18 protein-coding genes, 1 other RNA gene and 2 pseudogenes are annotated in these 21,166 nt (G+C 70.1%); 11 read left to right on the top strand and 10 right to left on the bottom strand.

Translation table 11 applies throughout. From position 1 onward, the window contains the following. Positions 1-93 precede the first annotated feature (93 nt). Positions 94-315 (top strand): annotated as a pseudogene (locus ABLE93_RS13475) (BRCT domain-containing protein); the annotation flags it as partial. A gap of 47 nt (positions 316-362) precedes the next feature. Further along, an RNA gene (gene rnpB, locus ABLE93_RS13470) (RNase P RNA component class A) lies at positions 363-742 on the top strand. Between the two features lie 12 nt (positions 743-754). On the opposite strand, the gene ABLE93_RS13465 is transcribed toward rnpB, so the two are convergent. The 4 genes from ABLE93_RS13465 to ABLE93_RS13450 form a co-directional block, all read right to left on the bottom strand. Then, positions 755-1,291: a DUF3016 domain-containing protein gene (locus ABLE93_RS13465; protein ID WP_348840329.1), complete on the bottom strand. Its 537-nt coding sequence runs from the start codon at positions 1,289-1,291 to the stop codon at positions 755-757. A 28-nt stretch (positions 1,292-1,319) separates the two neighbouring features. Continuing rightward, entirely contained in the window at positions 1,320-3,746 is a 2,427-nt protein-coding gene (gene gyrB, locus ABLE93_RS13460) for a DNA topoisomerase (ATP-hydrolyzing) subunit B (RefSeq protein ID WP_348840328.1), read from the bottom strand. Between the two features lie 120 nt (positions 3,747-3,866). Continuing rightward, on the bottom strand, positions 3,867-4,595 hold the full coding sequence (gene queC / locus ABLE93_RS13455) for a 7-cyano-7-deazaguanine synthase QueC (RefSeq protein WP_348840326.1): 729 nt from the start codon (positions 4,593-4,595) through the stop codon (positions 3,867-3,869). A gap of 60 nt (positions 4,596-4,655) precedes the next feature. Then, on the bottom strand, positions 4,656-4,955 hold the full coding sequence (locus ABLE93_RS13450) for a BolA family protein (RefSeq protein WP_348840325.1): 300 nt from the start codon (positions 4,953-4,955) through the stop codon (positions 4,656-4,658). A 203-nt stretch (positions 4,956-5,158) separates the two neighbouring features. Between ABLE93_RS13450 and ABLE93_RS13445 the strand changes: the two genes are divergently transcribed. From ABLE93_RS13445 to ABLE93_RS13420, 6 genes and pseudogenes are all read left to right on the top strand, one after another. After that, complete coding sequence (locus ABLE93_RS13445) at positions 5,159-5,782, top strand: J domain-containing protein (protein WP_348840324.1); 624 nt, start codon at positions 5,159-5,161, stop codon at positions 5,780-5,782. A gap of 106 nt (positions 5,783-5,888) precedes the next feature. Then, on the top strand, positions 5,889-6,872 hold the full coding sequence (cobS, locus tag ABLE93_RS13440; protein ID WP_348840323.1) for a cobaltochelatase subunit CobS: 984 nt from the start codon (positions 5,889-5,891) through the stop codon (positions 6,870-6,872). Between the two features lie 100 nt (positions 6,873-6,972). Then, positions 6,973-8,859, top strand: a complete 1,887-nt coding sequence (cobT, locus tag ABLE93_RS13435) for a cobaltochelatase subunit CobT (protein ID WP_348840322.1) — start codon at positions 6,973-6,975, stop codon at positions 8,857-8,859. Then, the gene (locus tag ABLE93_RS13430) at positions 8,856-9,878 is read left to right on the top strand and encodes an esterase-like activity of phytase family protein (RefSeq protein WP_348840321.1); all 1,023 of its coding nucleotides are present in this window, start codon (positions 8,856-8,858) and stop codon (positions 9,876-9,878) included. Before cobT ends, ABLE93_RS13430 begins: the two co-directional genes overlap by 4 nt. Positions 9,879-10,054: 176 nt before the next feature. After that, positions 10,055-11,032, top strand: a pseudogene (locus ABLE93_RS13425) (SPFH domain-containing protein); the annotation flags it as partial. Positions 11,033-11,057: 25 nt separating this feature from the next. Then, positions 11,058-11,504, top strand: coding sequence for an NfeD family protein (locus tag ABLE93_RS13420; RefSeq protein WP_510183023.1), 447 nt, complete (start codon positions 11,058-11,060; stop codon positions 11,502-11,504). A 54-nt stretch (positions 11,505-11,558) separates the two neighbouring features. On the opposite strand, the gene ABLE93_RS13415 is transcribed toward ABLE93_RS13420, so the two are convergent. The 5 genes from ABLE93_RS13415 to ABLE93_RS13395 all read right to left on the bottom strand — a co-directional run bounded on the left by ABLE93_RS13415 (position 11,559) and on the right by ABLE93_RS13395 (position 17,517). After that, positions 11,559-14,177 (bottom strand): TIGR02302 family protein, encoded by a 2,619-nt coding sequence (locus ABLE93_RS13415; protein ID WP_348840320.1) that lies wholly within the window; start codon positions 14,175-14,177, stop codon positions 11,559-11,561. Between the two features lie 122 nt (positions 14,178-14,299). Next, positions 14,300-15,097, bottom strand: a complete 798-nt coding sequence (locus tag ABLE93_RS13410; protein WP_348840319.1) for an RluA family pseudouridine synthase — start codon at positions 15,095-15,097, stop codon at positions 14,300-14,302. After that, positions 15,057-15,629: an O-acetyl-ADP-ribose deacetylase gene (locus tag ABLE93_RS13405; protein WP_348840317.1), complete on the bottom strand. Its 573-nt coding sequence runs from the start codon at positions 15,627-15,629 to the stop codon at positions 15,057-15,059. Before ABLE93_RS13405 ends, ABLE93_RS13410 begins: the two co-directional genes overlap by 41 nt. A 39-nt stretch (positions 15,630-15,668) precedes the next feature. After that, the gene (locus tag ABLE93_RS13400) at positions 15,669-16,709 is read right to left on the bottom strand and encodes a patatin-like phospholipase family protein (RefSeq protein WP_348840316.1); all 1,041 of its coding nucleotides are present in this window, start codon (positions 16,707-16,709) and stop codon (positions 15,669-15,671) included. Positions 16,710-16,734: 25 nt separating this feature from the next. After that, positions 16,735-17,517 (bottom strand): 3-hydroxybutyrate dehydrogenase, encoded by a 783-nt coding sequence (locus tag ABLE93_RS13395; RefSeq protein WP_348840315.1) that lies wholly within the window; start codon positions 17,515-17,517, stop codon positions 16,735-16,737. A 189-nt stretch (positions 17,518-17,706) separates the two neighbouring features. Here ABLE93_RS13395 and ABLE93_RS13390 point away from each other — a divergent pair, with 189 nt between their 5' ends. From ABLE93_RS13390 to ABLE93_RS13380, 3 genes are all read left to right on the top strand, one after another. Next, positions 17,707-18,222 carry a Fur family transcriptional regulator gene (locus ABLE93_RS13390; RefSeq protein ID WP_348840314.1) on the top strand — a complete coding sequence of 172 codons (516 nt, stop codon included), beginning with the start codon at positions 17,707-17,709 and terminating at the stop codon, positions 18,220-18,222. A gap of 259 nt (positions 18,223-18,481) precedes the next feature. After that, on the top strand, positions 18,482-19,786 hold the full coding sequence (ispG, locus tag ABLE93_RS13385; protein WP_348840313.1) for a flavodoxin-dependent (E)-4-hydroxy-3-methylbut-2-enyl-diphosphate synthase: 1,305 nt from the start codon (positions 18,482-18,484) through the stop codon (positions 19,784-19,786). 17 nt (positions 19,787-19,803) lie between these two features. Further along, complete coding sequence (locus ABLE93_RS13380; protein WP_348840312.1) at positions 19,804-20,001, top strand: DUF1674 domain-containing protein; 198 nt, start codon at positions 19,804-19,806, stop codon at positions 19,999-20,001. Positions 20,002-20,036: 35 nt separating this feature from the next. Here the strand turns inward: ABLE93_RS13380 and ABLE93_RS13375 are convergent, their stop codons facing one another. Beyond that, positions 20,037-20,843, bottom strand: a complete 807-nt coding sequence (locus ABLE93_RS13375; RefSeq protein WP_348840311.1) for an undecaprenyl-diphosphate phosphatase — start codon at positions 20,841-20,843, stop codon at positions 20,037-20,039. Positions 20,844-21,166: the final 323 nt, after the last annotated feature.

Genomic DNA, 21,166 nt, shown 5'->3' with positions numbered 1-21,166 from the left:
AATTTTTATCGACATCCAAATTGGACGCCTAATCCGACAGCTAAGAAGCGCATTAATAATACAACATTCGCGCAATTGTTGATTAAAGAAGATGTCTCCGGAAAGACCGTCGTCTTCACTGGATCGCTGGAAAAGATGACCCGCGACGAGGCGAAAGCCATGGCCGAGCGGCTGGGCGCGAAGGTGGCGGGCTCGGTCTCCGCCAAGACAGACCTCGTGGTGGCCGGGCCAGGCGCGGGCTCGAAGCTTGAGAAGGCGCGGGCGCTGGGGGTGACGGTCATCACCGAGGACGAGTGGTTCGAGGCGGTGGGGTAGGGAGGAAGTTCTTGACGCACCGCCCGCGAGCGCCCATTGCTCGCCCACCAGCCGGCCGGGCGGCCGCGGCATTTCGGTGTCGAGGAAAGTCCGGGCTCCACGGAGACACGGTGCCGGATAACGTCCGGCGGGGGCGACCCTAGGGAAAGTGCCACAGAAATCAGACCACCCGTGCAGGTCTTCGGGCTTCACGGGCCAGGGTGAAACGGTGGGGTAAGAGCCCACCGCGCGACCGGCAACGGAAGCGGCACGGCAAACCCCACCGGGAGCAAAGTCGAATAGGGACGGCACGGGAAACCACCCCCGCCTCCGGGGCGCCGTCCGGGTTGACTGCTAGAGGCGCCGGGCAACCGGCGTCCCAGAGGAATGGTCGCCACGCGGGCGCAAGCCCGCCGTACAGAACCCGGCTTACAGGCCGGCTGGTATTTCCCCGAGAGGCCTACTGGGTCGCGCGTGGCGGCTCCAGACGCACGAAGCGGCGGCGGAACCAGTCTTCCAGCATGGCCTTCTCGAAGGCGAAGCGGCCGCCGTCGCGGGCGGCGGGATTCATCATGTAATTGATGTCGGTGACGGTCTCGGTGGCGGCGAGCACCACCTTGCCGTTCTGCCGCAAGCTGTAGCGCACGCGGATGCGCGGCGGAGTGACGTTGCGCAGGATGCGCACCTCGCCCCAGCCGCCGCGGCGCCACGGCTCGGTGTCGCCGGCGAGCTCCATGTCGAGCACCTCCAGCTTCAGCGCCTCGCCGGCCTTCAGATAGCGGGTGCCGAGGCGGGAGAAGAAACTGGAGAAGTCGGCAACGATGGACGCACGGACCGCCGGGACGCGGAAATCGTCGTCCGAGAAGCGGTCGGGATCGACGAAGCCCACCTCGACGCCGGTCGCGGCTGCCGCGGGCAGGGGGGCGGACAACGCAAAGGCAGAGACGGCAAGGGCAACGGCGAAGAAGGCCGCAGCGCAGTGTCGCTTTCCTCCCATCGCCCGAACCTCCCGCCGCGCCGATGCCTCACACGTCCACGCTGGCGCGGAGCGCGTTCTCCTGGATGAACTCGCGCCGCGGCTCCACCGTGTCGCCCATGAGGCGGTTGAAGAGGTCGTCGGCGGCGTCCACTTCCTTCACCCTCACCTGGAGGAGGGAGCGGGCGTTCTTGTCGAGGGTGGTTTCCCACAGCTGCTCGGGGTTCATCTCGCCGAGGCCTTTGTAGCGCTGGAGCGACAGACCCTTGCGGCCGGCGTCGGTGACGGCGTCGAACAGGTCCACCGCGCCGAACAGCACCTGCTCGTCGCTGCGCCGCTTCAGGGTGGCGGCGGCGGCGAAGACGCCGTCGAGGTCGCGGGCCAGATTGTCGAGGCGCCGGGCCTCGGGGGAGGCGATGAAGGCGTGGTCGAGCCGCGCCACCTCGGCGACACCGCGCACGGTGCGCGAGAAGGTGTAGCCGCTCTCGTCGAGGATGCCGGTCCAGCCGCGCTCGGTGTCGTCCGCCAGGGCATCGAGCCGGCGCGCCACCTCGGCCGCGGCGGCGTGGCCCGCCGCCTCGTTTTCCAGGGCGCCTGCGCCGAAGGCGCCGGCGAGGGCCGCCTGCTCCGCCACCGCACGGTTGTAGCGCGGGTGCAGGGCGCCGAGCGCCGCCCGCAGCTGGCGCGACACCTCCACCACATGGGCGAGGTCGGCGCCGGTGCGCACCTCGCCCGAGGCGAGGGACAGCGCCGCCTCGTCGAGGCCGGCGGTGATGAGATAGTCCTCCAGCGCCTTCTCGTCCTTGAGGTAGGTCTCGGACTTGCCGCGCGCCACCTTGTAGAGCGGCGGCTGGGCGATGAAGAGGTGCCCCGCGTCAACGATCTCCGGCATCTGCCGGAAGAAGAAGGTGAGCAGCAGGGTGCGGATATGGGCGCCGTCCACGTCGGCGTCCGTCATGATGATGATCTTATGGTAGCGCAGCTTGGAGATGTCGAAATCGTCCCGGCCGATGCCGGTGCCGAGCGCGGTGATGAGCGTGCCGATCTGCTCGGACGACAGCATCTTGTCGAAGCGCGCCCGCTCCACGTTCAGGATCTTGCCGCGCAGCGGCAGCACGGCCTGGAAGGCGCGGTCGCGGCCCTGCTTGGCGGAGCCGCCGGCCGAGTCGCCCTCGACGATGAAGATCTCGGACTTGGCCGGGTCCTTCTCCTGGCAGTCGGCGAGCTTGCCGGGGAGCGAGGCCACGTCCAGCGGGCTCTTGCGGCGGGTAAGGTCGCGCGCCTTGCGGGCCGCCTCGCGGGCGGCGGCAGCCTCCACCACCTTGCCGATGACGTTCCTCGCCTCGGCGGGGTTCTCCTCGAACCACACGGAGAGCGCCTCGCCCACGAGGTTTTCCACCACCGGCCGGACTTCGGAGGAGACCAGCTTGTCCTTGGTCTGGGATGAGAATTTCGGGTCCGGCACCTTCACCGAGAGCACCGCGGTGAGGCCCTCGCGGCAGTCCTCGCCGGTGGGATCCACCTTCTCCTTCTTGGCGATGCCGGAGGCGTTGGCATAGCCGATCACCTGGCGGGTGAGGGCGGCGGCAAAACCGGTGAAATGGGTGCCGCGGTCCCGCTGGGGGATGTTGTTGGTGAAGCAGAGCACGTTCTCGTGGTAGCCGTCGTTCCACGCGAGCGCGGCTTCCACCGTGATGCCGTCCTTCTCGGCGCGGATCACCACGGGCTTCTGCAACAGGGCGGCCTTGTTGCGGTCGAGATATTTCACGAAGGCCTCGACGCCGCCCTCGTAGTGCAGCTCCTCGCGCTTGGCCTCGGGGCCGCGCGCGTCGGTGAGCACGATGAGCACACCGGAATTGAGGAAGGCCAGCTCGCGCAGCCGGTGCTCCAGCGTCGCGTAGTCGAACTCGATCTTGGTGAAGGTCTCGGGGCTCGGCGTGAACGTCACCTTGGTGCCGCGCTTGCCCGCTGGCGCCGGGCCCACCACCTTCAGCGGGGCCTCCGCATCGCCGTGGCGGAAGCGCATGAAATGCTCCTTACCGTCGCGCCAGACGGTGAGGTCCAGCGTGGTGGAGAGGGCATTCACCACCGACACGCCCACGCCGTGCAGGCCGCCGGAGACCTTGTAGGAATTCTGGTTGAACTTACCGCCGGCGTGCAGCTGGGTCATGATGACCTCGGCGGCGGAAACCCCTTCCTCGGAATGGATGTCGGTGGGGATGCCGCGGCCGTCGTCCGTGACCGTGACCGAGCCGTCGGCGTTGAGCGTGACGGTGACTTCCTTGGCCCAGCCGGCGAGCGCCTCGTCGATGGCGTTGTCCACCACCTCGTAGACCATGTGGTGCAGGCCCGAGCCGTCGTCCGTGTCGCCGATGTACATGCCGGGGCGCTTGCGGACCGCGTCGAGGCCCTTCAGCACCTGGATGGACTGGGCGCCGTAATCGTCAGGCGATGCGGCGGGCACGGGTTCGGCCATGGGGACTTCCGATTCGGTTCTGGTACGTGGTGCGAAGCTAGCGCAAAGCGGCGGCTATTTGGTGGCGGTGACGCTTGTTTTCCTGCGTTTTCCAAGGCTCGGCGACGGTTTGACGACGATTCAGGCGGCCGAGTAGCGTGCAAAGCCATCCGCCCGCAACCGGCAGGCGGGGCATCCGCCGCAACCGTAGCCCCAGGCATGGCGCTGGCCCCGGTCCCCGAGGTAGCAGGTGTGGGTCTCTTCCACCACGAGATCCACCAGCGCGCGCCCGCCCAGCGCCTCGGCGAGGGCCCAGGTCTCGGCCTTGTCGATCCACATGAGGGGCGTGTGGAGGACGAAGCGCTGCTCCATGCCGAGGTTAAGCGCCACCTGCATGGCCTTGACCGTATCGTCGCGGCAGTCGGGATAGCCGGAGAAATCCGTCTCGCACATGCCGCCCACGATGTGGCGCAGCCCGCGCCGGTAGGCCAGCGCCGCGGCGAAGGTGAGGAACACGAGGTTGCGGCCCGGCACGAAGGTGTTGGGCAGCCCGCCCTCCTCCATCGCCACCGCCACGTCGCGGGTCAGCGCCGTCTCGGAGATCTGGCCCAGCACGGGCATGTCCAGCACGTGGTCCTCACCGAGGCGCTCGGCCCAATGCGGCTTCAGCCGGGCGAAGGCGGCGCGCAGCACGGGGCGGCGCTCCAGCTCCACCGCGTGGCGCTGGCCGTAATGGAAGCCCAGGGTCTCCACCCGGCCGAAGCGCTCCAGCGCCCAGGCGAGGCAGGTGGCGGAATCCTGCCCGCCGGAGAACAGCACCAGCGCGCCCTCGGCGGCGTGCTGGCCCGCAGGCGTGACGGCGTCAGTCATGAAGGCGTCGGTCCTGAAAGAGCGAGTCCTGGCGCACCGACGCGCGTCCCAAGGCAAGGCTCATTCGCCGGGGGCCTTGGCCTCGATGGCGATGGCATGCAGGCCGCGGGCGATCTCGCCCTGGAGCAGGCCGTTGATGATGCGATGCCGTTCGACCCGGCTCTTGCCGGCGAAATCGGGGGAGACGGCGCGCACCCGCAGGTGGGTGATGCCGCCGTCGCCACGGTTGGCGCCCTTGTGGTCATGCATCACGCCGGCATGGCCGGCATGCTTGTGGCTTTCATCCTCAAGCTCGAGCGCAACCGAGCTGAGGCCGGCCTCCAGGGTCTGGCGGATGGAGGAAAGGGAGGTTTCGGACATGATGAAACGGGTCTCTGAAAAGGATGGGGCAGGGAACGCGACGGCGCTTATGGCGCTCGCGCGGGGAGGCCATTATATGTGGCTTGTCGCGGCCCGCCTATCCTCGGGCGCGCGGCGCGCCGGCTCAGCCTCGCGCGCCTCCCGATTCCGCCGCATCTCAATTCCTTGCCGCGCCGCGGGACGGCGCTCATAATCGCTCCGCCATGAAACTCGACTCCCCCTTCTTCGACCGCATCCGGGTGAAGCCCGGCGACGACCGGCAGCGCAGCCGGCCGTTGCTGACGGGCTGCCAGTGGCCGGGGTGCAGCGCGGAAGGCACGCACAGGGCGCCGAAGGGCCGCCACCAGGAGGGCCAGTACTGGAGCTACTGCCTGGATCACGTGCGGGAATACAACCAGTCGTACAACTATTTCGCCGGCATGACCGACGATGCGGTCTACGCCTACCAGAAGGATGCGCTGACCGGCCACCGCCCCACCTGGAAGATGGGCGTCAAGGGCACCGGCCAGCCGGGCGACCCGCGCGGCGGCGGTGCCCACGCGTCCGACGGCATGCGCGACCCCTTCGGCTTCACCGCCGAGATGGGCGGCACCTTTCGCGCCGACCGGCCGGAGCCGGACGGGCGCATCGTGCGCACCACCGAGCGGCGCGCGCTGGAGGTGATGGGGCTGGAGATGTCGGCCGGCGCAGCCGAGATCAAGTCCCGCTACAAGGAGCTGGTGAAGCTGCACCACCCGGACGCCAACGGCGGGGACCGTTCGTCCGAGGATCGGCTGCGCAGCGTCATCCAGGCCTACAACAGCCTCAAGCAGGCAGGGTTCTGCTGACCGGTCCGAAGGATCGCCGGCTCTATGCGGCTGCGGACCGCCGAAAGGCATCGCGTGCCGGACGCACACAGGAAACGGGCGCGCGGGTCGCGCCGACGGAGGAGTTATGAGCGGTTTGGAGATCACTGCCCCCACCCCGGACATGAAGGTGTCGGTCCGCCAGACGTTCGGCATCGACATCGACATGGAGGTTCCCGCCTTCTCCGAGAGCGACCCGCACGTCCCCGAGCTCGACCCGGACTATCTGTTCGATCGGCCCACCACCCTCGCCATCCTCGCCGGCTTCTCCCGCAATCGCCGCGTGATGGTTACGGGATACCACGGTACCGGCAAGTCCACGCACATCGAGCAGGTGGCGGCGCGGCTGAACTGGCCGTGCGTGCGCATCAATCTCGACAGCCACATCTCGCGTATCGATCTCATCGGCAAGGATGCGATCGTGGTGAAGGACGGCATGCAGGTGACCGAGTTCCGCGACGGCATTCTGCCCTGGGCCTACCAGAACAACGTCGCCCTCGTGTTCGACGAATATGACGCTGGCCGCCCGGACGTGATGTTCGTCATCCAGCGCGTGCTTGAGTCCTCCGGCCGCCTCACCCTGCTCGACCAGAGCCGTGTGATCCGCCCGCACGCCGCGTTCCGCCTGTTCGCCACCGCCAACACCATCGGCCTCGGCGACACCACCGGCCTCTATCACGGCACCCAGCAGATCAACCAGGCGCAGATGGACCGCTGGTCCATCGTCACCGCGCTCAATTATCTCGCCCACGACAAGGAAGTGGACATCGTGCTGGCCAAGGCCAAGCACTTCCAGACCCCGGAAGGCCGCGACCAGGTCAACCGCATGGTGCGCCTCGCCGATCTGACCCGGCAGGCGTTCATCAACGGCGACCTCTCCACCGTGATGAGCCCGCGCACGGTCATCACCTGGGCGGAGAATGCGGACATCTTCCGCGACATGGCTTTCGCCCTCCGGGTCACCTTCCTCAACAAGTGCGACGAGCTGGAGCGCCCGCTGGTGGCGGAGTTCTACCAGCGCTGCTTCGGCCAGGAGCTGACCGAGAGCACGGTGAACGTCGCCCTGTCCTGAGGGTTCAGCCGCGGCGGGCGCCCTTCCGGGCGTCCGGCAGGCGGCTCCGGCACTCGGCGCGCGCGCCCCGCATCCGCACAGCAGAAGACCAGACACAGCCATGGCCACCAACCGCAGCTCCGGCAAGACCCCGAAGGAAGCCCCCTCCGAGCCCTTCAAGCGGGCCGTGACCGGCTGCTTCAAGGCGATTGCCGGCGTGTCCGAGTTCGAGGTGACCTTCGCTTCCGAGCGGCCCTCCCTCGGGCCAGACCGGGTGCGCCTGCCCGAGCCGCCGCGCCGCTTCACCTTGCAGGATGCCGCCATCGTGCGCGGGCACGCGGATTCCCTCGCCCTGCGCCGCGCCTGCCACGACCCCGCCGTGCATCGCAAGATGCTGCCCCAGGGCGACACCGCCCGCGCGGTCTTCGAGGCGGTGGAGCAGGCGCGGGTGGAGGCCATCGGCGGCAACCGCATGCCGGGGGTGAAGCGCAACCTCGCCGCCATGCTGCAGGACCGCTACCACCGCGCCAACTACGCCGACATCACCGAGCGCGCCGACGCCCCCATCTCGGATGCCATCGCCCTGATGGTGCGCGAGCGCCTGACCGGCGAGGCGCCGCCGCCCGACGCGCGCAAGGTGGTGGACCTGTGGCGCAGCTTCATCGAGGAGCGCGCCTCCGGCGACCTCTCCCGCCTCGTCGACAGCCTGGAGAACCAGAAGCGCTTCGGCGAGATCGCCCGCGACCTCCTCGCCTCCCTCGACATGGGCGAGGAAAGCGGCCTCGACACCGAGCAGGAGCCCGAGGACGCCGACAACCAGGGCGGCGCCGAGGACGAAGCGAACGAGAACGGCCAGTCCCGCGAGGACGACAGCCAGCAGGGCGCCACCGAGATGGAGGCCGAGCTCTCCGAGGAGGAGCTGCCCGACAGCGCCGCCGAGAGCGATGCCGCCCCGCCCGCCGAGGTGCCCGACGGCACCGAGATGGGCGACAGCGAGGAGCCGGCCGAGCCCTGGTCGCCGCGCCCGCCGGTGACGCACGACAACCGCGGGCCGGAATACCACGCCTACAGCATGAAGTTCGACGAGGAGACTTCGGCCGAGGATCTGTGCGACCCCGAGGAGCTGACCCGGCTCAGGTCATATCTCGACAAGCAGCTCGCCCATCTCCAGGGCGTGGTGGCGCGCCTCGCCAACCGCCTGCAGCGCAAGCTGCTGGCGCAGCAGAACCGCGCCTGGGAATTCGACCTGGAAGAGGGCGTGCTCGATCCCGCACGCCTGCCGCGGGTCATCATGGACCCCATGGCCGCGCTCTCCTTCAAGCGCGAGCGCGACACCGACTTCCGCGACACAGTGGTGACGCTGCTTATCGACAATTCCGGCTCCATGCGCGGGCGGCCCATCACGGTTGCCGCCACCTGCGCCGACATCCTCGCGCGCACGCTGGAACGCTGCGGCGTGAAGGTGGAGGTGCTGGGCTTCACCACCAAGGCGTGGAAGGGCGGCCAGTCGCGCGAGGCATGGCTCGCCGCCGGCAAGCCGGCCGCCCCCGGCCGCCTCAACGATCTGCGGCACATCATCTACAAGTCCGCGGACGCCCCGTGGCGCCGCGCCCGGCGCAACCTCGGCCTGATGATGCGCGAGGGCCTGCTGAAGGAGAATATCGACGGCGAGGCGCTGGACTGGGCGCACAAGCGCCTTCTGGCCCGCACCGAGGCCCGCCGCATCCTGATGATGATCTCCGACGGCGCGCCGGTGGACGATTCCACCCTCTCGGTGAATGCCGGCAATTATCTGGAACGGCACCTGCGCCACATCATCTCGGAGATCGAGACGCGCTCGCCGGTGGAGCTCATCGCCATCGGCATCGGCCACGACGTGACGCGCTACTATCGCCGCGCCGTCACCATCGTGGATGCCGAGGAGCTGGGCGGCGTGATGACCGAGAAGCTCGCCGAGCTGTTCGAGGAGAAGGCCGGCGCCGGCGGACGGGGCGGGCGGCTGCATTGAGCCGCACGGCCCGCGTCGCCCGCACCGCAACGGCGCTCGCCGCCGGCGCGGCGCTGTGCGCCGCCGCGCTCTCCCTCGCCTTCTCCAAGCCCGGCGCCCTGCCGGTGGAGCCGGAGGCGATCGCGGTGGCGGCGCGGCCCATCGCCACCTTCCGCATCGGCGACGAAGGAACCCGCTTCGGGCCGCTGGCCTTCCGCGGCGGGCTGGTGCTCACCTCGCCCTTTCCCGGCTTCGGCGGCATCTCGGGCTTCACGCTCGGACCCGACGGCCGCTTCCTCGCGGTCACCGATGCAGGCCTGTTCCTCTCCGGCCAGCTCGACACGGACGGAGACCGCCCCACCGGCCTGTCCGACGTGACGGCGGCCGCCTTGCTCGACGCGCAGGGCCGGGTGCAGGCGCAGCGCGGGCGGGAGGATGTGGAATCCCTCACCCTCGCCCCCGACGCGGCCTATGTGGCCATGGAAGGGGTCAACGAGATCTGGCGCTATCCGCGCGATCCCCTCGGCAAGCCGGGCAAGCCCGTTCCCGCACCGGCCGTGCGCGAACTGCGCGGCAACAGCGGGCTGGAGAGCCTCGTCTTCGTACCCGCCGGGGCGCTGGCCGGCGCCCTCGTCGCCATCGGCGAGGAAGGCGCGAAGGCACAGGACGATCTGCCCGGCTTCATCCTCGGGGGACGCACGCCCGGCACCTTCACCATCGCCAAGAGCGGGCGCTTCGATGCCACCGATCTCGCGCTCGGGCCGGACGGCAATTTCTACCTGCTGGAGCGCCATTACGCGCCGCTGGAGGGCGTGAGCCTGCAGATCCGCCGCTTCCCCGCGGCCGAGGTACGGCCGGGTGCCCATATCTCCGGCGAGGTGCTCGGCCGCTTCGACATGGGCTACGAGATCGACAATATGGAGGGTCTCGCCGTGACGCGCGGCGCCGCCGGCGAGATCCTGCTGACCCTCATCTCCGACGACAATTTCAACCCGCTCCAGCGCACCATCCTGCTGCGCTTCGCCGTGGCGGGCGACTGAGCCGCCCCGTCCCGATCCGGCACGCCCGCCCACGCCCTGCGCGAACGCCGGGGGAACGAAGCGGGGCCGAATCGCGGACCGGCGGAACCGGCATGCGGGTGTCCCCCGGCTTGCCGCCACCCCGCCCCCATGCCCATATGCGGCTTGGCCGTGCTGGCCGTGCCTTGGGGACAGACATGATCGAGATCGGTCCGAACCTGTTCGTGCTCGTGCTGCTGGTGCTGGCGGTGGCGGTGGTTTTCGCCGGCGTGAAGACGGTGCCGCAGGGCTACCAGTACACGGTGGAGCGCTTCCGCCGCTACACGCGCACCCTCCAGCCGGGCCTCAACCTCATCGTCCCGTTCATCGACCGCATCGGCAACCGGGTGAACGTGATGGAGCAGGTGCTCGACGTGCCCACCCAGGAGGTCATCACCAAGGACAATGCCACCGTCTCGGTGGACGGCGTCGCCTTCTTTCAGGTGTTCGACGCGGCCCGGGCGTCCTACGAGGTGGCCCGTCTCGACACCGCCATCCTCGCCTTGACCATGACCAACATCCGCACGGTCATGGGCGCCATGGACCTCGACCAGCTGCTCTCCCACCGCGACGAAATCAACGAGCGGCTGCTGCGCGTGGTGGATGCCGCCGCCTCGCCCTGGGGCATCAAGATCACCCGCATCGAGATCAAGGACATCGTGCCGCCGCAGGATCTGGTGAACGCCATGGGGCGGCAGATGAAGGCGGAGCGCGAGAAGCGCGCCATCATCCTGGAGGCCGAGGGCCAGAGGCAGTCGGAGATCCTGAAGGCGGAAGGCCAGAAGCAGGGCCAGATCCTGCAGGCCGAGGGCCGGCGCGAGGCCGCCTTCCGCGACGCCGAGGCCCGCGAGCGCCTCGCCGAGGCCGACGCCAAGGCGACGCAGATGCTCTCCGCCGCGGTGGCCACCGGCGATCCGGCGGCGCTCAACTACTACATCGCCGAGAAATACGTGAAGGCGTTCGAGACCATGGGCGCCGCGCCCAACCAGAAAGTGGTGCTGATGCCCTATGAGGGCACGGCGCTGCTCTCCTCCCTCGCCGGCATCGGCGAGATCGCCCGGAGTGCCTTCGGCGGCGAGAGCCCCATGCCGCCGAAGCCGCCCCGCCGCCCCGCCGCCCCACCGGTCCGGCCACCGTGCCGTCGCGGGAAGGCTGACGGCCATGCCGCTGATCGCCGATCTCGGGCCATGGGCGTGGTTCGTCCTCGGCGGGGTGCTGCTGGTGGCGGAGATCGCCGTTCCCGGCGCCTTCCTGCTGTGGCTGGGCCTCGCTGCGCTCATCACCGGCGCGCTCGCCTATGTGGTGGACCTCTCCTGGCAGATCGAGGTGCTGCTGTTCGCCGCCCTGGCGGTGATGGCGGTGATGGTGGGCCGGCGCATCAGCCCGGCCCCGGGCAAGGCCTCCGACCGGCCGTTCCTGAACCGGCGCGCCGAAGGGCTGGTGGGGCGGGTCTTCACCCTCGACGAGCCGGTGGTGGGCGGCGTCGGGCGCATCCGCGTGGACGACACGGTGTGGCGGGTGGAAGGCCCCGACCTTGCCGCCGGCTCCGACGTGCGGGTCGTGTCGGCCGACGGCGCGACGCTCACGGTGGCGCCGGCAAACGCCTGAGGCCCACCGGCGGGAGGACGCTCAGCACCCGCTGACGTGGAACCGCTGCGGGGCTCAGTTCAGTCCGCGCAGCAGGCGCTCCAGATAATCGAGCTCCAATTGCGGCCGCTCCGGCTGCTCGAGGCGGCGGCGCAATTCCTCCAGCACGCGGCGGGCACGCTGGGCGTCCACCTCGTCCGGCACCTTGACGGTAAAATCGTCGCCGTAATCCTGGCTGCGCAACGGCCGGCCGAGGGGGTCGGTGCGCTGCGCGCTCTCCTCTCCGGGGCCGCCGGGGCCCTGCCCGTCCTGATTGCCGCGCTGGGCCTCGGCCATGGCCTGGGCGCCCTGGCGCAGGGATTGGAGCGCCCGGCCCTCGGCATCGAGCGCCCCCTGGCCCTCGCCGCGGCCGAGGGCTTCCTCGGCCTCGCGCATGGCCTGCTCCGCCCGGCCGAGGGCATCGCCGGCGCGGCCCATGGCGTCGCCGCCCTCGCCGCCTTCGCCGTTCTGGCCCTGCTGCTGGCCCTGTCCGCCCTGCTGGCCTTCCTGCATGCGGCGCATCTGGTCCAGCATCTTGCCGAGCCGGCGGCGCAGCTCCTGCTGGCCCTGCTGGAGGTCGCCGAAGCCCTGCTCGCCCTGCTGGCCTTCACCCTGCTGGCCCTGCTGGCCTTGCTGACCCTGTTGTCCGCGCTGGCCTTGCTGGCCCTGCTGACCCTGGCGGTTCTGGCGATAGGTGCGGTCGCGCAGGCGCTGCTGCTCCTGGATCATCTTGCCCAGCTCGCCCTGCTGCTGCTGGCCCTGCTGGCGTCCGGCCTGGCGATTGCCCGGGCGCATGTTCTCCATCATCGCCTGGAGCTGGTCGAGCAGCTCGCGGGCGGCATCCTTGTTGCCCGAACGGGCGAGGTTCTCGATACGGTCCAGCATGCGCTGGAGATCCTGCGGCCGCACGATGCGGGCGTTGGGATCGAGCGGCCGGGCGTCGGTGCCGCTGTCGCGGCGCGCCTCCTCGGCCAGCTGCCGCATCATCTTCTCCATGGCGGCGCGCAGATCCTGGGTGAGGCGCTTGATCTCCTCGTCGCTGGCGCCGCGCTCCAGCGCCTCGCGCAGCGCCTCCTGGGCGGCGCGCAGCTCGCGCTCGGCGTCGCTCAGCGTGCCGTCCTCGATGAGGACCGCCACCTCCCAGAGATAGTCCACCAGTGCGCGCAGGTCGTCGTCGTTGCGGGCGTTCTTGGCCCGCGCCAGCGCCGTGCGCAGGCCGAGATACTCGCCGGCGCCGGGGGCGAACTGGTTGGGGGCGAGCGTCAGCGCCTCCAGCACCATCACCAGCCGGCGGCGATTGGCAGCGTCGAAGGCCAAGCGCCGGCGCTCGTCGATCAGGGCCTTGGCCACCGGCTTGGAGAAGGCACGGGCGGGCAGGCGCACCGCCTTGGTGTCGCTCACGCCCTCGTTGCCGGCCTCGTCGCGGGCCCTCAGCTTCACCTCGACGCGGGCACCCGCCCACGGATGGGCCATGAGGTCCTTGGAGGTCTGCGCCGCCCCCGAGCGGCCGCCCGACGGCAAGCTGAGCTTGAAGTCGGGGGCCGCCACCAGAGGCTGCGCTACCTTGCGCGGCTCGGCGCCGGGGCGGGGAAACAGCGGCGGCTCCGGCGCCAGGGGGCTGAACAGGGCATCGGCCTCCTTCACCCCGTAGTCGTCCTCCATTCGGTAGGCGAGCACCAGCGTGTTGCGCGGCCCGCTCTGCGGGTCCTTGGCGAAGCTGACGACGGGCTTCTGGTCCGCCTGCACCTTGAAGTGCCAGGCGAGACGCCGCTGGTCGGGGCCGAGGAAAGTGACGTCGGCATCCTCGCGGATGAGATAGCGCTTCTCGCCGGCCTGAACCGGGGCATCGGCGGCGGGCGCCACCTCGGCCACCCCACCCTCCAGCTTGAGCGCGCCGGCGTCGATGCCGGCCCCGCGCACCACCAGCGTGCTGCCCGCCGGCACCTGGAGGGCGGCGGCGTTGAGCGAGGTGGGATCATCGGAGCGCAGGCCCGGCAACACCACGGGCGGGCGGCCGGTATAGCCGGGCGGGTCCACCCAGGCGTCGAGCCGGTAAGGCGGCGGCGGGGTCAGCGCTTTCCAGTCGAACGCTGCGCCGATGCGGGCGAGATGCTGGCCGGGCGCCATGAAGAAGGTGGCGGCGAGGGCCAGCACCGCCAGCGCCCGGAAGGCCCGCGGGTCCAGCCGGGCGAGGCCGGGTGCGGGCGGCCCGGCGCGCAGGGTGCGGGCGGCGGCGAGCGCCCGGGCAAGGTGCGCCCGCCACAGGGCCGCGCCCACCGGATCGTCGGGGCGGGTGGCGAGGCTGTCGGAAATGGCGGTGGCGGGACGATGGGCGATGGTGCTGCGCTGGTCGAGGCGAGCGACCGCCTCCTCCCGGCCGGGCCAGCGCAAGGCCAAGAGCGGCCGCGCGGCGAAGGCGAGCAGCAGCGCAAAAAGGGCGACGCCTGCGATGCGGGCATAGACCGGGGCGGCCATGAAGACCCCGGCGAAGGCGAGCGCGAGGAAAATCGCGGCAACGACGCCCACCCGCGCCAGCGCCGGCCAGACCCGTTCCCAGAACAGGGCCAGGCGGGCCCGGCCGACCGCGCGATCCAGAAGGAAGCGCGCATCGCCGTCCGGCGTGCGCGGGCGCTTGGGGTCGCGAGATGCGCTCACACTCTCTCCCTTTCCCGCGGTGGCCGCTTGCGGGACAAGCCCGGCGGCGGCCATGAAGGGTCAGCTTAACACGCAGCAAGTTTCGGGCCAGAGCCCCCCGCGGCGGCGGCTTCACATCTCGGTCACGGCCGGGCGGACCGGGGTGAAAGGTCGAGCTTGGCGAACGCCACCGCGTCCGCGGCGGCACCGATGGCGAGCGGGTCGAGACCGAGGGACGAAAGCGTCTCGCACATATGCGGCGGCAAAGGGGCACTTACGTCAACCGGCGGCGCATCCCGCTTCAGCGGCACCACCACCCGGCGCGCGTGGAGGTGCAATTTCGGCCCGCCCGGCAGCCGCGAGGCGCCGCCATAGATGGCATCGCCAAGGATCGGCGTGCCGAGATGGGCGAGGTGGGCCCGCAATTGATGGGTGCGGCCCGTCACCGGCGAGAGCGCCAGCACCGCGAGGCTGCCGGCGCGCGCCAGAACGCGGAAGTCGGTGATCGCCTCCTGGGCGCCCGGCGTGCCTTTGGCCACCGCCTGCATCCACCAGCCGCGATGCGGCGAGCGCTTGGCGAGAGGCTGGTCGATGCGCCCCTCTTCCTGCGCCGGCGCGCCGAGGGTGAGCGCCACGTAGGTCTTGCCCACCTGCCCGCTGGCAAACAGCTTCCCCAGCAGCGCCAGCGCCTTGGCGTGGCGGCCGAGCACCAGGCAGCCGGAGGTGTCCTTGTCCAGCCGGTGCGCCAGCTCCGGCGCGCGCGGAAGGCCGAAGCGCAAGACGTCGAGATGATCGGCCAGCGTCTCCCCGCCCTTCGGACCGGCGTGGACCGGCAGACCGCAGGGCTTGTCGATGATGAGCATCAGCCCGTCGCGATGGAGGATCGCAAGCTCGCCTGCCTCAGGGGCGAGGGGCGAGGCCGTGGGCGCGGAAGGCGTCATGGTGGAGATCGGCGGACCCTCTGGAGAAGCAGCAGAACACCACGTGGGCCACGCTGCCGGGGGATGCAAGATGAGCGAGGACGGCGCCGACCGCCAGCGGGGCGGCGTCTTGCGGCGGATAACCGTAGACGCCCGTGGAGATGGCGGGAAAGGCGATGGAGGCGAGCCCCGCCCCGTCGGCAAGGGTCAGGCTCTCGCGGTAGCAGGACGCGAGCAGGTCCGCCTCGCCAGCCGCCCCGCCCTGCCAGACCGGGCCCACGGTATGGATCACGTGGCGGGCCGGCAGGCGGAACCCCGGCGTCAGGCGGGCCTCGCCCGTGGGGCAGCCGCCGAGGGTGCGGCAGAAGGCGACGAGCTCCGGCCCGGCGGCGCGATGAATGGCCCCGTCGACGCCGCCACCGCCCAGAAGGGAGGAATTGGCCGCATTCACGATCGCGTCAGTCGCGAGGGCGGTGATGTCGCCCACCATGATCTCCAGCCGCGCCGCGCGGACGCCGGGAGCCGGGACGGAGGTGGAAGGAGCGCTGGCCATGGGTGCGATCCTACACCATCGGGCGCCGCCAAACGCCCCTCAGTCCGCCAGCTCCAGCTTGAGATCGAGGGTGGAGCGCCGGCCGAGGTCGTCGAAATGCTCGCCGAGGAAGCTCTCCGCCGCCGCCCGGCCGAGGTCGCGCAGATGCTGGAGGAAGGACCATTCCGCGTTGAGCTTGGAGGTGGCGTCGAGGGCCGCAAGCTGATGCTCGCCGCCGATGCGGTGCAGGCGCACCCGGCGGAAGGGCGAGCCGCCCAGCGTCCAGCGCGACAGCAGCCCCTGCTCGATCAGCTTGCCCGCATGGTCGATGGCGCGCAGCTGGGCGAGAAGCGAGGCATTGAAGGTGATCTCGTTGATGCGGTTCTGGATCTCCGACGCGGAGCGCGGCGTGGTCTCGCGCACCACCGGATTGATCTGCACCAGGATGATGTCGTCGGCGTCCGCCTTCTCGTAGAGCGGAAACAGCGGCGGATTGCCCATGTAGCCGCCATCCCAATAGGGCACGCCGTCGATCTCCACCGCCTGGAACAGGAACGGCAGGCAGGCCGAGGCCATCACCGCATCGGCCGTCATCTCCTCATGCCCGAAGATGCGCGCCCGCCCGGTGTGGACGTTGGTGGCGGAGATGTAGACCTTCACCTGCGAGCGCCGCAGCGCCTCGAAATCCACGTGGGCCTCGAGGATCTCGCGCAGGGGATTGATGTTCAGGGGGTTGAAATCGTAGGGCGAGAAGAAGCGCGAGGCCACCTCGAAGGCGAGATAGGCCGGGTTGCGCGCCAGCGACCAGTTGCCCAGCAGCCGGTCGAAGGCGGTGCGCTGGAGGGGCGACATGCGCCCGTCCCGCGACACATCGCGCCAGAACTGGGTGAGGGCGTGGCGCGCCTCCTCCGGGTCGCCCTTGGCGAGGCCGGCCGCCAGCACCACCGCATTCATGGCGCCGGCACTGGTGCCGGTGATGCCGGCGATGGCGATGCGCTCGTCCTGCAGCAGGCGGTCCAGCACGCCCCAGGTGAAGGCGCCGTGGGCGCCTCCCCCCTGGAGCGCCAGGCTCACCGGCTTCGCGCCGTCGCGTGGGCTCATGGCCGGCAACCCGGCGGCCGCCGCCTCACTCCGCCACCCAGCCGCCGTCGATCTGCTGCATGGAGCCGGTGATGGAGCGGGCGTTGTCGGAGGCGAGGAACACCGCGAGGGCCGCCACCTCCTCCACCGTCACGAACTCCTTGGTGGGCTGGGCGGCGAGCAGCACGTTCTTCTTCACTTCTTCCTCGGTCATGCCGCGGGCCTTGGCGGTGTCCGGGATCTGCTTCTCCACCAGGGGGGTCCACACGTAGCCGGGGCAGATGGCGTTCACGGTGATGCCGAAGGTCGCGGTCTCCAGCGCCGCGGTCTTGGTCAGGCCGGCGATGCCGTGCTTGGCGGAGACGTAGGCCGACTTGAAGGGCGAGGCGACGAGGGCGTGGGCGGAGGCAGTGTTGATGATGCGGCCCCACTTCTTCGCCTTCATGCCGGGAATGGCCGCGCGCATGGCGAAGAAGGCCGCCGACAGGTTGATGGCGATGATGGTGTTCCAGGTGTCGATGGGGAATTCCTCGATGGGCGCCACATGCTGGATGCCGGCGTTGTTCACGAGGATGTCGCAGGCGCCAAGGTCGGTCTCGGCGAGCTTGACCATGTCGGCGATCTCGTCCGCCTTCAGCATGTTGGCCGGCGAATAGAGGCATTTCACGCCGAAGTCGCTCTCGATGGCGGAGCGTTCCTTCTCGATCGCGGCAGCGTCCCCGAGGCCGTTGAGGACGATGGCGGCCCCCTCCTTGGCGAACGCGCGCGCATAGGCGAGCCCGATTCCGCTGGTGGACCCGGTGACGACGGCGACCTTACCCTTGAGCATGGCAATTCCCCAAAGCGGCTCAGCGTGGGCCGGCGGGTGGCCGGAGCCCACGGTGTAGCGGAGCGGTGTGACGGTGCTGTCACGCGCAGGCGGACCCTGCGGGCGGCAGATTGCAACGCTCCATGCGGCGGCGCAATGCGCCCGGCGAACCGCAGAGGGCGTTCCCGCAAGCTGGCGGTAGGGCATGTCATGCCCTACATTCGGCTGGTGACGATCCCCGCGCCCCATACGGATGACCATGACCACGGCCAATGCGTGGCGGGCGCCCTGGCGCGCGTCGAGCAATGCTGCGCCGAGAAGGGGCTGCGCCTGACGCCGCTCAGGCGCACGGTCATGACCATGCTGGCGCAAAGCCACGTGCCCCTCGGCGCCTACGAGATCGTGCAGCGCCTGGCCGAGGCGGGTGAGGCTTCGCCGCCCATGTCGGTCTACCGGGTGCTCGACTTTCTGGTGGCGGAGGGCCTCGCCCACCGCATCGAAAGCCGTAACGCCTTCCTTGCCTGCGCCCATCCGCACGAGGGCGACGACGTGGTGGTCTTCCTCATCTGCGACCGCTGCGGCCTGACGCGGGAGGTGGCCTCCCACGCGGTGGGGCGCGATCTCGCCTGGGCGGCGCGGGCCGCCGGCTTCGAGCCACGCCAGAGGGTGCTGGAGGTGGCGGGCACCTGCGCCCGCTGCCGCGAGGCCTCCTCGCCGGGCGGTTGACGCTCGCGGCGGGCGGGCCTAGAGCGTTTCGCGCGAGCGGGGCCCGGCTCGCGCGACCAACAATGCGCCTCCGCAGGGTTCGGGCGGGGGCGCCACCGCCTCGCGCGCCGGGTCACCAGGTCTTGAACCAGGATCTTGAACTGGGATCTTGAACACAAGGTCTTGATCGCGGACCGATTTTTTACGGATGCCCCCGCGGGCGCCGCGGCCCGAACCGGGCCCGGTGGCGCGAGCCGCGACAGCCGAGGATGCCCCACCGATGACCAGCGCCCTGCCCGTGGTTCCGACCGAGCTGCTGGAAGCCGGCCCCGCCCCGCGGCGGCGCACGGTGGGCGTCCCCGTCGGCCGCGTGATGGTGGGCGGCGGCGCGCCGGTGGTGGTGCAGTCCATGACCAACACCGACACCGCCGACATCGCCGGCACGGTGCGCCAGGTGGCGGCTCTGGCCCGCGCCGGCTCGGAGATCGTGCGCATCACGGTGGATCGCGACGAGGCGGCCGCCGCCGTGCCCCACATCAAGGAGAAGCTGCTGGCGATGGGCATCGACGCCCCGCTGGTGGGCGACTTCCATTACATCGGCCACAAGCTCCTCGCCGAGCATCCGGCCTGTGCCGAGGCGCTGGACAAATACCGCATCAATCCCGGCAATGTGGGCTTTGGCGACAAGAAGGACCGCCAGTTCGCCGCCATTGTCGAGACCGCCATCAAGCACGACAAGCCCGTGCGCATCGGCGCCAACTGGGGCTCCCTCGACGGCGAGCTGCTCACCCGCCTCATGGACGAGAACGCCCGCCTGCCCCAGCCGGCCGAGGCGCGCGCCGTCACCCGCGAGGCGCTGGTGCGCTCGGCGCTGCTGTCGGCGGGACTGGCGGAGGAGATCGGGCTTGGCCGGGACCGCATCATCCTGTCCGCAAAGGTGTCGGCGGTGCAGGATCTCGTGGCCGTATACAGCGAGCTGGCGCGGCGCTCGGACTATGCCCTGCACCTCGGCCTCACCGAGGCGGGCATGGGATCGAAGGGCATCGTCGCCTCCACCGCCGCCATGGGCGTGGTGCTCCAGCAGGGCATCGGCGACACCATCCGCGTGTCGCTGACCCCCGAGCCCAACGGTGACCGCACCCGCGAAGTTCAGGTGGCGCAGGAGATCCTGCAGACCATGGGGCTTCGCACCTTCGTGCCGCTGGTGGCGGCCTGCCCCGGCTGCGGGCGCACCACCTCCACCGTGTTCCAGGAGCTGGCGCAGAGCGTGCAGGACATGATCCGCACCCGCATGCCGGAGTGGAAGGCGAAATTCCCCGGGGTAGAGACCCTCAACGTGGCGGTCATGGGCTGCATCGTGAACGGGCCGGGCGAGAGCAAGCATGCCGATATCGGCATTTCGCTCCCCGGCACCGGCGAGACGCCGTCCGCCCCCGTGTTCATCGACGGCAAGAAGGTGGCGACGCTGCGCGGCGCCAACATCCAGGACGAGTTCCGCCAGATGGTGGAGGCCTATGTGGCCCGCCGCTTCGGCGTCGGCGCTCAGCCGGCGGACGTGCCCGCGGCCGGCGCGGCCGCGGAATAGGCAAGAGGGAGAGGACCATGGACGAGACCGAGGCTACCCCGCCCCGCAAGCCCCTCACCGACGCGGCGAAGCGCGCCCTCGCCGAGGCCGAGGCCCGCCGCGCCGCCATGGACGCCGCCCAGAAGGACCGACCGAAGGAGATTGACGGCCGCGACGGGCCGGAGCCGGTGCGCTACGGCGACTGGGAAGTCGGCGGCATCGCCACCGACTTCTGACGCCGCGCCCTGCGCCTTCAGCCCACGCGCGACCTTCAGCCCACCAAAGCGAGCCCGGCAAGGCCCGCAAGGCCCACCGCGATGCGCCACCAGCCGAACGGCGCGTAGCCGTGCTTGGCGACGAAATCGAGCAGCGTGCGCACCACCACTACCGCCGCGCAGAAGGCGGCGACGAAGCCGATGACGATGAGCAGCCCATCGTCGAAGGTCAGGTTGTTGCGGTTCTTGTAGAGGTCGTAGACGAACGCCCCGAGCATGGTGGGCAAGGCGAGGAAGAAGGAGAATTCCGCCGCCGCCCTTTTATCCACGCCCATCAGCATGGCGCCGACGATGGTGGAGCCCGAGCGCGACATGCCCGGAATCATCGCGAGGCACTGGAAGAAGCCGATGATGAGCGCGATATGCCACGGCAGGCCCATGGCGTTGTTGTAGCGCGGCTCCGGCACCACCTTGTCGATGAACAGCAGGATGATGCCGCCGAAGATCAGCGTGCCGCAGATCAGCACCGGCGTCTCGAACAGCACGCTCTTGATGAAGCCGTGGGCCAGCGCGCCGATCACCGCCGCCGGCAGGAAGGCGATGATAATGCCGATGACAAAGCGCCGCGCGCCCGGATTGGTGGGCAGTTGCTGGGCCACATGCAGGAACCGCTGGAAATAGACGGTGAGGATGGCGAGCACGGCGCCGAGCTGGATCAGCACCTCGAAGGTGTGGCCGTTGCTCTCGAACCCGAGGAAGTGGCCGGCGAGCAGGATGTGGGCGGTGGAGGAGACGGGGATGAATTCCGTCAGACCCTCCAAAAGGCCGAGAACGAGCGCTTCGAGCATGTCGCCGAGAGTCATGATGTATCCGGGAGGCGGGGTTCGGAACGGGCCGCCATCCTGTTCGCTTGCCTTCGCAGGTGCAATCGCGCCCGCCCGAGACCGAGCCTGGGGCAAGCGCCGGCCAAGCGGTTTCCGCCCCGCCTGTGGCCCACCCGCCACAGGCGCCACCTGACGTTGCGGGAGGTTACTCGGGGGTTTGCCTATCCCGGTAAGGTTTCATTCACCATGTTCGCGCGCCGGCCGAAGCGCCCCGCGGGGCGGCGTCGTGCTGCAGCGCGATGGAACCAATCGGAAAGAATCCGCATCTAAACATGGACGTGCCGGGTGACTGGCCTTCCCCT

Source organism: Xanthobacter pollutisoli, assembly GCF_040044995.1.
Taxonomy (GTDB): domain Bacteria; phylum Pseudomonadota; class Alphaproteobacteria; order Rhizobiales; family Xanthobacteraceae; genus Xanthobacter.
This window is presented reverse-complemented; position numbering and strand designations above follow the sequence as displayed.

Coding starts and splice junctions, on each gene's coding strand:
- ABLE93_RS13410 (WP_348840319.1), bottom strand. CDS start 15,097: ATGACGCCTTCCGCGCCCACGGCCTCGCCCCTCGCCCCTGAGGCAGGC.
- ABLE93_RS13450 (WP_348840325.1), bottom strand. CDS start 4,955: ATGTCCGAAACCTCCCTTTCCTCCATCCGCCAGACCCTGGAGGCCGGC.
- ABLE93_RS13395 (WP_348840315.1), bottom strand. CDS start 17,517: ATGCTCAAGGGTAAGGTCGCCGTCGTCACCGGGTCCACCAGCGGAATC.
- gyrB (WP_348840328.1), bottom strand. CDS start 3,746: ATGGCCGAACCCGTGCCCGCCGCATCGCCTGACGATTACGGCGCCCAG.
- ABLE93_RS13380 (WP_348840312.1), top strand. CDS start 19,804: ATGGACGAGACCGAGGCTACCCCGCCCCGCAAGCCCCTCACCGACGCG.
- cobS (WP_348840323.1), top strand. CDS start 5,889: ATGAGCGGTTTGGAGATCACTGCCCCCACCCCGGACATGAAGGTGTCG.
- queC (WP_348840326.1), bottom strand. CDS start 4,595: ATGACTGACGCCGTCACGCCTGCGGGCCAGCACGCCGCCGAGGGCGCG.
- cobT (WP_348840322.1), top strand. CDS start 6,973: ATGGCCACCAACCGCAGCTCCGGCAAGACCCCGAAGGAAGCCCCCTCC.
- ABLE93_RS13405 (WP_348840317.1), bottom strand. CDS start 15,629: ATGGCCAGCGCTCCTTCCACCTCCGTCCCGGCTCCCGGCGTCCGCGCG.
- ABLE93_RS13420 (WP_510183023.1), top strand. CDS start 11,058: ATGCCGCTGATCGCCGATCTCGGGCCATGGGCGTGGTTCGTCCTCGGC.
- ABLE93_RS13465 (WP_348840329.1), bottom strand. CDS start 1,291: ATGGGAGGAAAGCGACACTGCGCTGCGGCCTTCTTCGCCGTTGCCCTT.
- ABLE93_RS13375 (WP_348840311.1), bottom strand. CDS start 20,843: ATGACTCTCGGCGACATGCTCGAAGCGCTCGTTCTCGGCCTTTTGGAG.
- ABLE93_RS13390 (WP_348840314.1), top strand. CDS start 17,707: ATGCCCTACATTCGGCTGGTGACGATCCCCGCGCCCCATACGGATGAC.
- ABLE93_RS13445 (WP_348840324.1), top strand. CDS start 5,159: ATGAAACTCGACTCCCCCTTCTTCGACCGCATCCGGGTGAAGCCCGGC.
- ABLE93_RS13400 (WP_348840316.1), bottom strand. CDS start 16,709: ATGAGCCCACGCGACGGCGCGAAGCCGGTGAGCCTGGCGCTCCAGGGG.
- ispG (WP_348840313.1), top strand. CDS start 18,482: ATGACCAGCGCCCTGCCCGTGGTTCCGACCGAGCTGCTGGAAGCCGGC.